12 protein-coding genes are annotated in these 14,225 nt (G+C 63.0%); 7 read left to right on the top strand and 5 right to left on the bottom strand.

Translation table 11 applies throughout. The annotated features are described in order from the left end of the window. Positions 1–234: 234 nt before the first annotated feature. Positions 235–879: a pentapeptide repeat-containing protein gene (locus AAIS01_RS04655; protein ID WP_343467998.1), complete on the top strand. Its 645-nt coding sequence runs from the start codon at positions 235–237 to the stop codon at positions 877–879. A gap of 185 nt (positions 880–1,064) precedes the next feature. Here the strand turns inward: AAIS01_RS04655 and AAIS01_RS04650 are convergent, their stop codons facing one another. Further along, positions 1,065–1,703: a response regulator gene (locus AAIS01_RS04650; RefSeq protein WP_343467997.1), complete on the bottom strand. Its 639-nt coding sequence runs from the start codon at positions 1,701–1,703 to the stop codon at positions 1,065–1,067. Then, positions 1,703–2,959 carry a HAMP domain-containing sensor histidine kinase gene (locus AAIS01_RS04645; protein WP_343467996.1) on the bottom strand — a complete coding sequence of 419 codons (1,257 nt, stop codon included), beginning with the start codon at positions 2,957–2,959 and terminating at the stop codon, positions 1,703–1,705. Before AAIS01_RS04645 ends, AAIS01_RS04650 begins: the two co-directional genes overlap by 1 nt. A gap of 407 nt (positions 2,960–3,366) precedes the next feature. Here AAIS01_RS04645 and AAIS01_RS04640 point away from each other — a divergent pair, with 407 nt between their 5' ends. From AAIS01_RS04640 to AAIS01_RS04615, 6 genes are all read left to right on the top strand, one after another. Beyond that, positions 3,367–4,551: an ABC transporter substrate-binding protein gene (locus AAIS01_RS04640; protein WP_343467995.1), complete on the top strand. Its 1,185-nt coding sequence runs from the start codon at positions 3,367–3,369 to the stop codon at positions 4,549–4,551. Positions 4,552–4,582: 31 nt separating this feature from the next. Continuing rightward, entirely contained in the window at positions 4,583–5,572 is a 990-nt protein-coding gene (locus tag AAIS01_RS04635; protein WP_343467994.1) for a YVTN family beta-propeller repeat protein, read from the top strand. Beyond that, positions 5,569–6,297 (top strand): ABC transporter ATP-binding protein, encoded by a 729-nt coding sequence (locus tag AAIS01_RS04630; RefSeq protein WP_092398675.1) that lies wholly within the window; start codon positions 5,569–5,571, stop codon positions 6,295–6,297. The genes AAIS01_RS04635 and AAIS01_RS04630 overlap by 4 nt, the downstream gene beginning before the upstream one ends. Further along, complete coding sequence (locus AAIS01_RS04625) at positions 6,294–7,085, top strand: ABC transporter permease (protein WP_343467993.1); 792 nt, start codon at positions 6,294–6,296, stop codon at positions 7,083–7,085. Before AAIS01_RS04630 ends, AAIS01_RS04625 begins: the two co-directional genes overlap by 4 nt. A 251-nt stretch (positions 7,086–7,336) precedes the next feature. Next, positions 7,337–7,870 (top strand): PQQ-dependent catabolism-associated CXXCW motif protein, encoded by a 534-nt coding sequence (locus AAIS01_RS04620; RefSeq protein ID WP_092455533.1) that lies wholly within the window; start codon positions 7,337–7,339, stop codon positions 7,868–7,870. 56 nt (positions 7,871–7,926) lie between these two features. Further along, positions 7,927–8,592, top strand: coding sequence for a response regulator transcription factor (locus AAIS01_RS04615; protein WP_092399330.1), 666 nt, complete (start codon positions 7,927–7,929; stop codon positions 8,590–8,592). A 182-nt stretch (positions 8,593–8,774) separates the two neighbouring features. Here AAIS01_RS04615 and nahK read toward each other — a convergent pair whose 3' ends face one another. The 3 genes from nahK to AAIS01_RS04600 all read right to left on the bottom strand — a co-directional run bounded on the left by nahK (position 8,775) and on the right by AAIS01_RS04600 (position 14,035). Continuing rightward, complete coding sequence (nahK, locus tag AAIS01_RS04610; protein WP_343467992.1) at positions 8,775–11,417, bottom strand: hybrid sensor histidine kinase/response regulator NahK/ErcS'; 2,643 nt, start codon at positions 11,415–11,417, stop codon at positions 8,775–8,777. Further along, entirely contained in the window at positions 11,347–12,510 is a 1,164-nt protein-coding gene (nosP, locus tag AAIS01_RS04605) for a nitric oxide-sensing protein NosP (protein ID WP_092398683.1), read from the bottom strand. The genes nahK and nosP overlap by 71 nt, the downstream gene beginning before the upstream one ends. A 340-nt stretch (positions 12,511–12,850) precedes the next feature. Beyond that, on the bottom strand, positions 12,851–14,035 hold the full coding sequence (locus AAIS01_RS04600) for a porin (RefSeq protein WP_343467991.1): 1,185 nt from the start codon (positions 14,033–14,035) through the stop codon (positions 12,851–12,853). Positions 14,036–14,225: the final 190 nt, after the last annotated feature.

Below are 14,225 nucleotides of genomic sequence, written 5' to 3'. Positions count from 1 at the left end.
GGCTTGCTCGCGAAAGCGATGGTTCAGTCAGCGGTGATGTTGAATGTCCCGCCGCTATCGCGAGCAAGCTCGCTCCCACCAGGGATCTGCGGCGGACACAGATTTTGTGTCCGACAACCATCAACTGTGGGAGCGGGCTTGCTCGCGAAAGCGATGGTTCAGTCAGCGGTGATGTTGAATCTCCCGCCGCTATCGCGAGCAAGCTCGCTCCCACAGTCAACCGAGTTTATTGCCATGAGATGTCTCCCCCTGCTGCTTCTGCTCATCGGCGCCCATGCCAGCGCCGACGACACCGACACACCCCTGACCCTCAACGGCTGCATCATCGCCGAATCCAGCCAATGCCCCGGCGCCGATCTTCGCGGTGCCCGGCTGGCCAACCAGGACCTGCGCAAAATGAACCTCAGCGGTGCCGACCTGCGCGGCGCTGATCTGCGCCATGCCCGGCTGGACCTGGCCAATCTGGAAAAGGCCCGTCTGCAAGGCGCCAACCTGACCCGCGCCAGCCTGCAGCAAAGCAACCTGCGCCTGGCGGACTTCAGGGGGGCCACCCTCAAGGCAATCCAGGGTTGGGGCCTGTTCGCCCAAGGCGCGCAGTTCCAGAAAGCGGACCTGAGCGCCGCGTATCTTCAATTCGCCCGGCTGTCCGGAGCCCGAATGCACGAAACCAACCTGCAAGCCGCCGACCTGGAAATGGCCTGGCTGAGCAAGGCAGACCTCAAGGGCGCCGACCTGCGCGATGCCAACCTGCAGGAAGCCAAGCTGGGCGAAAGCAACCTGGAAGACGCCAACCTGAGCGGTTCACGCCAGCATTATGGGAATTTTCAGGATGCGAATATGCAGGGCTGCACGGGGTGCCCGACAAGTTGGAAGCATTGATACAGCGCCGGCCAGACACTCTTCCTGTGGCGAGGGGATTTATCCCCGCTGGGGTGCGAAGCAGCCCAATACCGCTCACTCAATGAGCCTGATACACCGAGATGTCAGGTTCTTGGGGGCGCTTCGCACCCCAGCGGGGATAAATCCCCTCGCCACAAATGGGGCATTGCTCAGGAATCCGGGATTCACCCCGCCACCCGCAACACGCCCATGTCGATCCCCAGGTGCACCAGTTCGGCATGGGAACTGACCTGCAGCTTGCTCTTGAGCAGCGTCAAGTGATTGGACACGGTCTTGGCGCTGATGCACAGCTGTTCGGCAATGGTGCGCGCCGGGGTGCCCCTGGCGAGCATGACGAAGATCTCCAACTCGCGCTGGGTCATGCATTGCAAGCGCGGGTCGGTGTTGTGCCGGGTGCTGGCGCAGGCCAACTGGGTGGCCAGGGATTGCTCAATGTAGGCATGGCCGGCCAGCACCCGGCGCACCGCCTCCACCAGCACCTGGGGGGGCGAGTTTTTGGTCAGGTAGCCCGCAGCACCGGCGTCCAGCGCCTGGCGGACCAACGGCAGTTCATCGTGCATGCTGAAGAACAACACCCGCAGTTGCGGCAGGCGCTGGCGCAGGCGGCGGGTGGTTTCCAGCCCACTGATGCCGGGCAAGCCGAAGTCCATGATCACCAGATGAGGCACCTGCTCCAGCACCTGACTCAACGCCTCCTCACCGGTGGCGGCTTCCCGCACGTGCAGGTCCGGCATCAGCGCCCGCAAAAGACTGGCATAGCCCTGCCGAACCACCGCATGATCGTCCACCAACAAAATGTTCATCACGCCTCCAGAGCAATACTCAAGACCAGCGCCCAACCGGCACCGGGCTGGCTGATGATGCGCAGTTCGCCACCCAGGCTGCGGGCACGCTCGGCCATCGAGTGCAGGCCAACGCCCGCTCGATGAGGCCCGTTCGCTCCCCGGCCATTGTCACGCACCAGCAACCGCAAGCGCCCGGCTCGATGTTGCAGACGAATCCGCACCTGCGTGGCGCCGGCATGCCGCACGACATTGGTCAGGGCTTCTTGCAACAGACGGTACAGATGGGTCTTGTTCGCCCCGGACAAGGGCGGCAACGGCCTGTCGATCCGCAACTGACAAGCGATGCCCTGGCTTTGTTGCCACTGAGTCACCAGCGACTCGAGGGTCTCGGATAACGGCAGGTGCTGCAACACCACCGGATAGAGGTCTTGCACCAATGCCCGGAACCCCTGTTGCAGGTGCTCGCAATGATCCTCGAGCTGGCTGACGGTCTGTTCCAGCACCGGTGGTTGATCGATCACCAGTCGCAACAAGCACGCCCGGGCGCGGATCCCCGCCACGTATTGGCCCAGGTCGTCGTGCAGGGTCCGGGCCAGCTGCGAGCGCTCCTGCTCCTGCACGGCCAGCAACGCTTGGGTGAGCCGGGTGTTATCGGCCTGTGCCTGGGCCAGGGCAGCGGTCATGCGATTGAAATGCCCCGCCAGTTGCCGGGCCTCCGGGATAGCGTCAGCGGCCAGCCGCACCTGCAGATCGCCGGCAGAGACCTGACGCAGGGCCTGCAGCAATTCATCGAGCAATCCCATGCCCCGGCGCACCGCCCAACGGATCACCAGCAGACTGACCAACAGCGCCAGCGCACAGACACCCAGCAGTTGCACCAGGGAATCGAGGATTTCTTCGATTTCGTCCCGAGGATCCACCGCGATCCAGGCCCGACGACCGTCGGGCAAATCCACCACTTCGGCAGCGGGATCGTCGGCCAGTAACCAGCGGCCAAACCAGGCGGTCACCCCGTCCTCGATATTCACCGGGCGCATCTGCCCCGCCGCCAGCCAGTGAACCCGCACATGACGCAGACTGCCGGTCAGCCGCGACTGGAGGCTGGCCGGGTTGCGTTCGGCGGTTTCGCTCAGGTAATGCACCACGGACTCGGCCGATTGCAGCTCGCGTTTCACATCGGCCGTGGCTTGATGCAGCAACAGGACCGCACAAGCCAGGGTGACCAAGGCGAAAAACGCCGTCACCCCGAGGTTGATTCGCCAGAGGGCTGACATGGTTAGCGCCCCGCTCCCTGGCCGGCACATAACCCTTGTGGGAGCGAGCCTGCTCGCGATGAGATCGGCACATTCAACAGCGCTGTCGACTGAACCACCGCTATCGCGAGCAGGCTCGCTCCCACAGGGGGACCTGTGTGCTCGCAGGTTTTGTGTTCGCGGCAGCTCTTTGGTTTGCCAGACAACCGATCCACGCCAATCAGACTCAAGATCAGCAACAACGGCAGCAGCAGGGCTTTGAGAATCCGCACGGTCTGTCCGCTCCTGATGAATGACGATGAATGGCATCCTAAAACCCCGGCGTCGACAACGGGTTACTACCTTGGTACTGGCCCGGCGGTACTTTCTGCATATTTCCCCCAGGACGCAGGCTTCCTATGCTGGCGCTACCCGCAAATGGAGGTGTTATGCGCCGGCTCGTCAGTTACGCCTTGATCCCTTTGCTCGCAGCAGTCGGCGCCGGGTTGCCGGTCGCCGTCCAGGCTGGCGACGGCGCGCCGCTGCAGGTGCGCATCGGCTACTTGGGGTATCGCCCCGACCCGGGGCCGCTGCTGTCCAACGTGATTGAAGAGCCTGCCGATGCCGGGCTGCGCGGGGCTGAACTGGCGATTGTCGATAGCAACAGCACCGGGCGTTTTCTCAAGCACGATTACCAGCTGCAAAGCGCCAGCGTCGACAGCCCCGAAGCCTTGCTCCAGGCCGCCCGAGCGCAGCATGAGCAGGGCCTGCGGTTGTTTGTGGTCAACGCGCCGTCCGCCAGCCTGCGCCAGCTCAGTGCCGCCCTGCCCGACAGCCTGCTGTTCAACGCCGGCAGCGCCGACGACAGCCTGCGCAGCACCGATTGCCTGGGCAACGTGCTGCATAGCCTGCCCGACCGGGCGATGCTCGCCGATGCCCTGGTGCAATTCAGCGTCGTACGCAAATGGCAGCGGGCCTTGCTGATTGTCGGCCAGACAACCCAAGACCAGGCTTACGCCGCGGCATTGCGCCGGGCCATGAAACGCTTTGGCATGAAGCTCGTCGCCGAAAAAGCCTGGCAGTTCGACAACGACCAACGCCGCAGCGCCCAGGCCGAGATGCCGTTGTTCACCCAGACCGCCGAATACGACGTGGTGCTGGTGGCCGACGAGCGCGGTGACTTCGGCGAATACGTGCCCTACCAGACTTGGTATCCGCGTCCGGTGGCCGGCACGCAAGGCCTGACCCCCACCGCCTGGCACAAGACCGTGGAAACCTACGGCGCGGCACAGCTGCAAAAACGCTTCGAAGCCTTGGCCGGGCGCTGGATGAATGATCGCGACTTCGCCGCCTGGATCGCCGTGCGCAGCATCGCCAGCGCCGTGAGCAAACTGCGCCAGAACGATCCATTTGCGATCCGCCAACTGGCGCTGAGCGAGCAATTGCCGCTGGACGGCTTCAAGGGCCGCAAGCTCAGTTACCGGCCATGGAACGGGCAACTGCGTCAGCCGATTCCTCTGGTTCAGCCACGAGCGCTGGTGAGCACCTCGCCCCAGGACGGTTTCCTGCACCCTACCAACGAAATGGACAGCCTGGGCTATGACCGACCCGAAGTGAGCTGCCGCTACCCCTGATCCCTTTCAGAACAACAATAAGGAAACCGCCATGTGCCGCTCGCTGTTGCAACCTGCCCTGCTTTGCCAGGCCCTCACCCTGGCGGCGACATTGCTCGTCGCCGGCCCCGCCGCCGCCAGCATCGCCTGGGTCTCCAATGAAAAAGACAACAGCCTGAGCCTGATCGACATGCAGAGCCTGGAGGTCATCGAGACCCTGGCGGTGGGTCAACGCCCCCGCGGCCTGTTGCTGTCCCACGACAACCGCTTGCTGTACATCTGCGCCAGCGATTCGGACCGGGTTCAGGTGATGGACGTCGCCACCCGCAAAATCATCAAGGAATTGCCCTCCGGCAAGGACCCGGAGCAGTTCGCCTTGCACCCCAATGACCGTTGGCTCTATGTCTCCAACGAGGACGATGCCCTGGTGACGGTGATCGACACCCAGACTTCCGAAGTGCTGGCCCAGATCGGCGTCGGCGTCGAGCCCGAAGGCATGGCCGTCAGCCCCGATGGCAAATGGGCGGTCAACACCAGTGAAACCACCAACATGCTGCACTGGATCGACACCAGCACCCAGACCTTGGCCGACAACACGCTGGTGGACCAGCGGCCGCGTTTCGTCGAGTTCAATCGCGACGGTTCGCAGCTCTGGGCCTCGGCGGAAATCGGCGGCACGCTGACAATTCTCGATGTCGCCAGTCGCCAGGTGCTCAAGACGCTGACGTTCCAGATCAAGGGCGTTCACCCCGACAAGGTGCAGCCGGTGGGCATCAAGCTCAGCGCCGACGGCAAATTCGCCTTCGTCGCCCTGGGCCCGGCCAATCATGTCGCCGTCATCGATGCCAAGACCTTCGAAGTGCTGGATTACCTGCTGGTGGGGCGGCGTGTCTGGCAACTGGCATTCACCCCCGATCAACGCCAACTGCTGGCCACCAATGGCGTCAGCGGCGATGTTTCGGTGATCGACGTGCAGAGCCGCAAAGTGCTCAAGTCGGTGAAGGTCGGGCGTTTTCCCTGGGGCGTAGTGGTGACGCCATGAACGCCCTGGAGGTCAGCGACCTGAGCTTCGCCTACGGCGCGCGCGAAGCCCTCAGGCAGGTGAGTTTCAGCCTCGCAGCGGGGCGCTTCGCCGCGTTGCTGGGGCCCAACGGTGCTGGTAAGTCGACACTGATTGCCTTGCTCACGCGCCTGTACGACGTGCAGCGCGGTGAAGTGCGCGTCGGTGGTCATTCGTTGCAGGCCTCGCCGCGGCCGGCCCTGCGCCAGTTGGGCGTGGTGTTCCAACAGAGCACCCTGGACCTGGACCTGAGTGTCGAACAGAACTTGCGTTACCACGTCGCGCTGCATGGCCTGTCGCGGCGCCAGGGCCGTGTGCGTATCGACGCCGAACTGGCCCGCCAGGCGTTGACCGAGCGGCGCCACGAACGCGTGCGCGCCCTCAATGGCGGCCATCGTCGCCGGGTGGAAATCGCCCGGGCGCTGCTGCATGAACCGCGCCTGTTATTGCTCGATGAACCCAGCGTCGGCCTGGACCCGGCCAGCCGGCTGGCGCTGAATCAACACGTGCGCCAGTTGTGCCGCGAGGGCATCAGCGTGCTGTGGACCACGCACCTGTTGGACGAAGTACAACCCAGCGACGATCTGCTGATCCTGCATCAAGGCCGCCTCGTCGCCAGCGCACGCGCCGACGCCGTGAGCCAGGCACACGGCGGCACCCTCGGTTCGGCCTTCACCCACCTGACCGCCGCGGGAGCTCACCCATGAACGCGTATTGGCAATGTTTCAGCGGCATTGTGGTGCGCGAATGGCTGCGTTTCGTGCTGCAACGCACGCGTTTTCTCAGCGCCCTGGTGCGGCCGCTGCTGTGGCTGCTGGTGTTCGCCGCTGGCTTTCGTGCGGCACTGGGCATCGCCATCATTGCCCCCTATGACACCTACATCCCCTATGAGGTGTACATCGTGCCTGGCCTTGCCTGCATGATTCTATTGTTCAATGGCATGCAGGGTTCGCTGTCGATGGTCTATGACCGGGAAATGGGCAGCATGCGCGTGCTGCTCACCAGCCCCCTGCCGCGGGCCTTCCTGCTGGCGAGCAAGTTGCTGGCCACCTCGCTGATCTCGTTGTTGCAGGTCTACGCCTTTCTCGCCATTGCCTGGCTGTACGGCATCCAGCCACCGGCCATGGGCCTGGTGCTGGCGTTCCCGGCGCTGCTGCTGGTGGCCCTGATGCTCAGCGCCCTGGGCTTGCTGCTGTCCAATGCCATCCGGCAACTGGAGAACTTTGCCGGGGTGATGAATTTCGTGATCTTCCCAATGTTCTTCCTGTCCTCGGCGCTGTATCCGCTGTGGAAAATGCAGGAGGCCAGCGTCTGGCTGTACTGGCTCTGCGCGCTCAGTCCGTTCACCCATGGAGTGGAACTGGTGCGTTTTGCGCTGTATGAGCAATTCAACCTGGTGGCGATGGTGGTGTGCCTGGGTTTGACCCTGCTCTTCGCCCTGCTGGCGGTGTGGACGTTCAATCCGCAGCACGCGGCGTTGCGCAAGACCGGTTGATCCCGCAGCCATGCATATCTTTCTGTGGGAATCCCTCTGTGGGAGCGAGCCTGCTCGCGATAGCGGTGTGTCAGTCAACATCATTACTCAATGATCCGCCGCCATCGCGAGCAGGCTCGCTCCCACAGGGGTCGGTGCAGGGTCCATAGCCTCAAATTACTACTTTAGTACCGGTTTTCCTGTCTATGGTCGCATTCACAAGACCTCGACCCTGGCATGTAATGGGCGCATAACAAAAAGGATAAATGCCTATGCCCCGTTTGCTGGTGATCGTCTTGCTGGGCCTGTCGCTGAATATCGCCCAGGCGGACACTGCGCTGTTCTCCGCGCAGGGTTATCGCATTGCCCAGTACCGCAGCCCGACGCCCACCGCCGTGGACGGCGCAAAGATTCTCGATACCCCGGCCTTGCAACAACTGATGACGCAAACACCGGCCCCTATTCTGATCGACGTCTACCGCCGCCCCTGGCTCCAGGGACGTTTCATCGACAATGAGCCCCACGCCAATCTTCCCGGCAGCCTGTGGCTGGCCAATACCGGCGACGGTGACCTTGACCCGATCTGGCAGGATTACTTCACCCGCAGCCTGCGCAACGCCACCGCCGGGCGCGCCGATCGACCGCTGGTCTTTTATTGCCGCTCTGATTGCTGGTTGAGCTGGAACGCGGTAAAACGCGCCGCCGCGATCGGCTATAAACACTTGTATTGGTACCGCGACGGCCTCGATGCCTGGGAGGCGGCCAACCTGCCTGTGCAAGCGGCCCGGCCCGAACCCTTTCCCTGACCCAGACGAGTGCGTGCGACTGCCCCACCCATACGACAATAACGAGGTGAATGGCCATGTATAAAATCCTGATAGCCGACGATCACCCACTGTTTCGCGAAGCCATCCACAACGTCATCAGCGACGGTTTTCCTGGCAGCGAGGTGATGGAAACCGCCGACCTGGACAGCGCCCTGGTGCTGACCCGCGAGCACGACGACCTCGACCTGATCCTGCTGGACCTGAACATGCCCGGCATGCACGGCCTCAATGGCCTGATCAACCTGCGCAACGAGGCGCCGACCATCCCGGTGGTGATCGTCTCCGCCGAGCAGGACAAGCAGGTGGTGCTGCAAGCCATCACCTATGGCGCGGTGGGGTTCATCACCAAGTCCTCGCCGCGCTCGCAAATGACCGACGCCATCGAGCAGATCCTCAACGGCAACGTGTACCTGCCACCGGACATCATCCGCACGCAAAAAAGCCCGATGGGCCGGCGCCTGAACGAAACCCCGGCCTTTGCGCCCGAGCTGCTCCAGGCCCTGACCCGCAAACAACTGCTGGTGCTGGAACGCATGACCAAGGGCGAGTCGAACAAACAGATCGCCTACACGCTGGAGATCGCCGAAACCACGGTCAAGGCTCACGTCTCGGCCATCCTGCGCAAGCTCAATGTGCACAATCGGGTGCAGGCGATTCTCAGCGCCGGGGACATTGATTTCGGGGCTTATCTGCGGCGTTGAACCGGTCCCCCCCACTGTTTGGACCGGGGGACATGGTTAACACTTTCCTGTGGCGAGGGGATTTATCCCCGTTGGGCTGCGAAGCAGCCCCCAGGATCTGTCAGGCGGCCCGAGTTGTCAGGTTTTAGGGTCGCTTCGCGCCCCAGCGGGGATAAATCCCCTCGCCACAAACGGTGTCCGAATCAATGGTTCGGGGGCTGGCCCAACAAATGACTCATCGCTATCTTCAGCTTCATCGGCCGCACCGGCTTGTGCATCAGGGTGTGGCCGCGTTCGCGAATCTGCTGCTTGAGTTCGTTGCTGTAGTTGGCGGTGATCATCATGGCCGGGATCGCCGAGGCGCGACGGGCGTTGATCCGGGCCACGGCGTCGACACCGTTCTGCTCGTTGTCCAGGTGATAGTCGGCAATCAGCAGGTCGGCCTCGGCATGGTAGTTGTCCACCTGGCGCGCCAGGTCCTGCTCCGACAGCGCAGTCACCACGCTACACCCCCACCCTTCCAGCAGCGTACGCATGCCGGCGCAGATGGCCGCGTCGTTATCCAGCACCCAGACTCGGGCCCCGCGCAAGCGCTCGAGCATCGGCTCGCTCATCGTAAGGATCGGTAACGGCTTGGGCGCAGTGGCGCTCAGGGGCACATCGATGGAGAACACCGAGCCCTTGCCTGGCCATGAACGCACCTGGATCCGGTGCCCAAGGATCCCGGCGATTTTCTCGACAATCGCCAGCCCCAGACCCAACCCTCGATCCTGATCCGGGCGCTGCACATCGCCGCGCTTGAACTCCTGGAAGATCTCCTCCAGACGGTTTTCGGCAATGCCGATGCCGCTGTCCCAGACCTGGATGGACAGGCGTTGACGGTGCCGGCGACAGCCCAACACCACCCGTCCGCTGGGGGTATAGCGAATGGCATTGCTCAGCAGATTGCGCAGGATCCGCGCCAGCAACTGCATGTCGCTGCGCACCAGGGCCGAACACGGCACGAAGTGCAGTTCCAGGCCCTCGCTGCGCGCCACCTGGACGTATTCGGCGGCCAGGTTGTCGAGCAACTCGCTGAGGGCGAACGGCGCGATATCGGCTTTGATCACCCCGGCATCGAGCTTGGAAATGTCCACCAGCGTGCCCAAGAGGTTTTCCACGTCCTGCAACGAGTGGCTGACGTTGCGCACCAGTTGTGCGTTCGCCACCGGCTCACGGCGCTCGAGCAAGGCGCTGGTGAACAGCCGCGCGGCGTTGAGCGGTTGCAGCAGGTCATGGCTGACCGCCGCGAGGAATTTGGTTTTCGACAGGTTGGCCTGCTCGGCCTCGCGCTTGGCCTCGCGCAAGCGCAACTCCACCCGGCTGCGTTCGTCAATTTCGCGCAATAGCTGATCATTGAGGGTGGTCAGTTCGGCGGTGCGCTCCTGAACGCGCTGTTCCAGGTTCTGGTAGGCCTGGTGCAGCGCCTCGGCGGTGCGACGCCGTTCGGTGATGTCGCGGATCAGTACGAAGATCCCCACCACTTCACCGTTGGCCAGCCGGTTGGGCACGTAGGAGCGCAGCATGTAGCGTTCCTGGTTGTTGATATTGGTTTCGGCAAACTCGAACGTCACACTTTCCCCGGCCAGGGCGCGCGCCACGTAGGCCTCCAGGCGCTGGTAATGCTGTTCGCTGTGGGCCTCGCGCAGGCTCTGACCGAGCATCACGCCCCGGGGCCAGCAATACCATTGCTCGTAAACCTTGTTGGTAAATTCGTAGACCAGGTCGGCATTGAGGTAGGCAATCAGCGCCGGCACGTGGTCGGTGATCAGGCGGATCCAGCGCTCGCTTTCGCTCAGGGCCTCGGCGTGCTGGTAGCGCTCGGTGATGTCGGTGAACGTGTTGACGTAGCCGCCGGTGGGTAGCGGATGAGTGCGAATCTCCAGGACCCGACCATCCGACAGACGCTGCTCGCTTTCATGAATGAGCCGGCCGTTGCTGTCGCGACTGGCCGGGGTCAACAATTGCAGTTCGCTGTCGGCGATCACCTCGCTGAATGGCCGATGGGCCGCCACTGGCGCCAAGCCGCTGAGTTCCAGGAAGCGCCGGTTCCACAGCTCCAGCACCCCTTGGGCGTTGACCATGGCCACGCCCTGGGACAGGTTGTCCACCGCCCGCTGCAACAGATGGGATTTCTGCGCGATAGCCTGTTCGCGACGCACGGTTTCGCTGAGTTTGACGTCGGTGATGTCGGTAAACAGGATCACCCGTCCACCTTCCTGGGTGGGCCGCTCGCTGACCTGCAGCCAGCGCCCATTCTGCAAGCGGTACAGCACATGCTCATCGGCCTGGCCGCGAGGTTCTTCACTGAACAATCCGTTGGCGGTCATCAGTCGCTTGACCTCGGAAATGCGCATCCCGGCGATAATGCGCACTCGGCTGTGGGCCCAAAACGCCTTGAAGCGGCTGTTGAACAGGACGATGCGTTGTTGTTCGTCGAACAGCACAAACGCGTCGGAAATGCTCTCAATGGCATCGATCAGGTGCCGGTGGGCGGTTTCCGCGCGCAGCCGCGCTTCGCCCAGCAGGTGATTGCCGGCCTTGAGTTCGGCCATGGCCTGGTTCAGGGCGTCGGTGCGCTCGCGAACCTGTTCGGCCAACACCACTGAATGCTGGAACGCCGCATACGGGTCGTTGCCCCGGGTCACGCCGGACTCCACCCGTTCGATCAGCGCGTCGTTGATGCGCCGCAGCTTGCGGTTTTCGTGCTGCAGGCTCTCGATCTGCGCTTGCAACTCAGCGATGGCCGGGGACGCGATGGCGGGCAATGGCAACTCCGGTGAAGGTCTGGTTGATATGCATGCCATTGAACTGTTCTCCGTAGGTGTTGAAGCCCATCACGCGATGGTCGCGCAGGAACTGGCCGATCTGCTCCAGGCCGCCGCGATCTTCCAGCTCCAGGCGCCTGAGGAAGCAGTCACAGCCGATGGTCAGCAGCAAGTCACCCAGACGCGCCTGCAAGCCGCTGAACAGTTCTTGCAGGTTGTGCAGCAAAGGACCCGGGGTCATGGCCGTGAGCACGATGCCGTTCTCCACCGCGCAGTAAAAACTCAGGCTCAGGTCCGGGTGCACCTGCTGGATGGCCCGCACGTAATACTGGTCGTTGATGCGCACCGCCAGCGGATGGGCGGCGAAGACCCGATAGTCCAGGGCGTTCACCGGCACGCCGATGTGCCGGGCATATTCCTCGGCGGCGGGCTCGGCGTTGAGCTCATAAACCCGCCGTGAGGTGCTGTCGGCTCCGGTCACGACCAATTTCTCCTCCCGAGGCAGGATGTGATGGGTGGTGAACACCTCGAAATCCAGCCAGGTGTTGACCAGCACCACCACCGCCGCGCCGCTGTGGAACTGACCTTCGTAGTACACATGGGTGTGGGTCAGGTAGTTGTCGTCGCCGGCCGAACCGCCGAAGTGCGGAATGTCCCCCAGCGCCGCGCTCAGCGCCGCCAGCACCATCTCCTCACGACTGGACAGACCATCGAGCAATGTCAGGGCAAAGCTGTGGCCCTTGATCGGTGCCAGCGCATTGCTGCGGCAACCGCCGGCCAGGCGTTCGACCATTTGCTGGGCGTCGATCAGGCTGAAGTGCTCCATTTCACCGATCAGCTCGGCGGCAATGGAAAAATGCCGATGATCGAAACCCACCGCTGTGACGCAGTTGCGGCCATAGCCTTGGCTGGTGATTTCTCCGGCGCTGGTGCAGCCCACCAGGCGAATCCCGCCGAAGCTCTGTGAGAGCGCCTGGCCAAGCGCCGGTAAGTCGTATTCAGCGGAGCAGAAAAACAGCACGAAACCCAAATGCGGGTGCAGCAACTGTCGCGCCAGTTCCTGGGCAACCTGCTGGACGTCCGTTGCCTGGGACATGGCGCTTATCACACCTTCGCTCTGGGCCTTTAGCATCTTCGCCTCCGACGGGTGCGTGACAGGAGCCTTGAGTGTACGAAGTCGCGCCCGGCCCACGAATGCTACTTGGGTAGCGGGTAGACGCTTCCATGGGAGGAGAACAGTGGCGGCCCCTGCCGCGATGCGCACGGCAGGGGCCACCACAAAACCCTAGGGCTTGGCCTGGAATGCTCTTGTGGCGAGGGGATTTATCCCCGCTGGGTTGCGTAGCAACCCCCCAATACCTGGCACCTCGGTGTGCCAGGTACAACGCACTGGCTGGGTTAGGGCCGCTTCGCGGCCCAGCGGGGATAAATCCCCTCACCACAGGGTTGTGCACTGCCCCGATGGATCATCTTTACCAGGTCAACACCGCCCCCACCGCAAAGGTGTCGGTGTCTTCGTTCTGGGCGCTGGTGTCGTGGCCGTCGATTTCGAACTGGTTGTATTCGGCCACGAGTTTGAGGTTGTCGTTGACGTCATGGAACAGCGCAACGCCGCGGGTTTCATAGTCGGCACCGCTGCCCACCACGCCATTGCCGTCGTCCTCGGTCTTGCCGTAGGACAGCGCCAGGCGGTTCTTGCCCAGTTTGTAAGAGCCCTGCATCAGGTAGCCGGTGCTGTCGACATTGCGCAACGTCGCTTCGCCGGCGTTGTTGGTGAAGAACGGGTTGATGCCCTTGGCCTGGAACCCGGACCCGGTGAGCGACAGCCCGCCCATCTTCGCCTGTACGCCATAGCCCAGGCCCTTGGAGGTCACTGAATCGACCGTGGTGTCGGTGTTGTCCGAGGTCTGGTAGCTGCCGTTGAGCCAGCTGTAGATCTTCGCCCCGCCCAGGTCGAACTGGTAGGTCACCTCGCTCTCAGTGCGCGGGTTTTCCTGGTAGGCCTTACCGGTGGCGCTGCTGTCATTGGTGTCCACCGGGTCCATGATGCCCACCGCCACCCGCAGCCCGTCCATCACCGGCGTGCGGTAAGTGATCTGCGAAGTGGGGAATGGATACGGATAGCCGCTGCCGATGTTGCCGAACGACACACCGCCGCCGTCCACCAACCCGAGGGTGTCGCTGACCTGCCCGTAACCGGCCAGCAACTCGTCCAGCAGAATGTTGGAGCGGGCAAACAGACCGAAGTCCTTGCCGATCAACACTTCGCCCCATTCGGGGTTGGCCACGGTGCCGTAGAACTGTCGCACGTCAATGGCGGTGTCGGTGCCGTTGGTTTCGCTGTCGTTGATGGTCACCCAGAACGAGGCGCGGGCGCCGAGCTTGAGGTCATCGACCTGCTTGCCCATGTTGAAACCCAGGTAGTTGGGCAAGAAACCCATCTTGACCCGCGACTGCCGGCGATCGAACTGCTCCCCTGCCCGGTCAACATCGCTGTTGACGTAAAAGGCGTTGATGTAACCGTCGGTGGAAAAGGTGGTCTGGTCCTTGTCGTACAGCATGATTTCGGCCTGGGCCGAGGTCGTCAGGCCCAGGGTCGAAAGACCGGCGATGACCGCAGGCAAAAAACGTTGGCGGGTATTTTTATTGTTGTGCATGGCGCGCTCCGCAACATGAGACGAGATGTCGGAGGCGATTATCGAAAGGTGCCAGGCCCGGTCATACGCTGCCTTGGAGGCAATTGGCGGATGCTTTGGCAGCGCCGGCCCGGCGCGGCAGTTTGGGTGTAAGACGCTGATGCCGACGGGCGCGGTACTTTGGGTGCGGGCCGCAGGGGGGGCTGAAGAA

Source organism: Pseudomonas halotolerans, from assembly GCF_039581215.1.
Lineage (GTDB): Bacteria > Pseudomonadota > Gammaproteobacteria > Pseudomonadales > Pseudomonadaceae > Aquipseudomonas > Aquipseudomonas tehranensis.
Note: the sequence above shows the minus strand (reverse complement) of the source record. Positions and strands in the feature narration are given on the sequence as shown.

Bases quoted from the DNA above. Each gene is read 5' to 3' on its own strand.
- AAIS01_RS04655 (WP_343467998.1), top strand. From the start codon at position 235: ATGAGATGTCTCCCCCTGCTGCTTCTGCTCATCGGCGCCCATGCCAGC.
- AAIS01_RS04650 (WP_343467997.1), bottom strand. From the start codon at position 1,703: ATGAACATTTTGTTGGTGGACGATCATGCGGTGGTTCGGCAGGGCTAT.
- AAIS01_RS04645 (WP_343467996.1), bottom strand. From the start codon at position 2,959: ATGTCAGCCCTCTGGCGAATCAACCTCGGGGTGACGGCGTTTTTCGCC.
- AAIS01_RS04640 (WP_343467995.1), top strand. From the start codon at position 3,367: ATGCGCCGGCTCGTCAGTTACGCCTTGATCCCTTTGCTCGCAGCAGTC.
- AAIS01_RS04635 (WP_343467994.1), top strand. From the start codon at position 4,583: ATGTGCCGCTCGCTGTTGCAACCTGCCCTGCTTTGCCAGGCCCTCACC.
- AAIS01_RS04630 (WP_092398675.1), top strand. From the start codon at position 5,569: ATGAACGCCCTGGAGGTCAGCGACCTGAGCTTCGCCTACGGCGCGCGC.
- AAIS01_RS04625 (WP_343467993.1), top strand. From the start codon at position 6,294: ATGAACGCGTATTGGCAATGTTTCAGCGGCATTGTGGTGCGCGAATGG.
- AAIS01_RS04620 (WP_092455533.1), top strand. From the start codon at position 7,337: ATGCCCCGTTTGCTGGTGATCGTCTTGCTGGGCCTGTCGCTGAATATC.
- AAIS01_RS04615 (WP_092399330.1), top strand. From the start codon at position 7,927: ATGTATAAAATCCTGATAGCCGACGATCACCCACTGTTTCGCGAAGCC.
- nahK (WP_343467992.1), bottom strand. From the start codon at position 11,417: ATGGCATGCATATCAACCAGACCTTCACCGGAGTTGCCATTGCCCGCC.
- nosP (WP_092398683.1), bottom strand. From the start codon at position 12,510: ATGCTAAAGGCCCAGAGCGAAGGTGTGATAAGCGCCATGTCCCAGGCA.
- AAIS01_RS04600 (WP_343467991.1), bottom strand. From the start codon at position 14,035: ATGCACAACAATAAAAATACCCGCCAACGTTTTTTGCCTGCGGTCATC.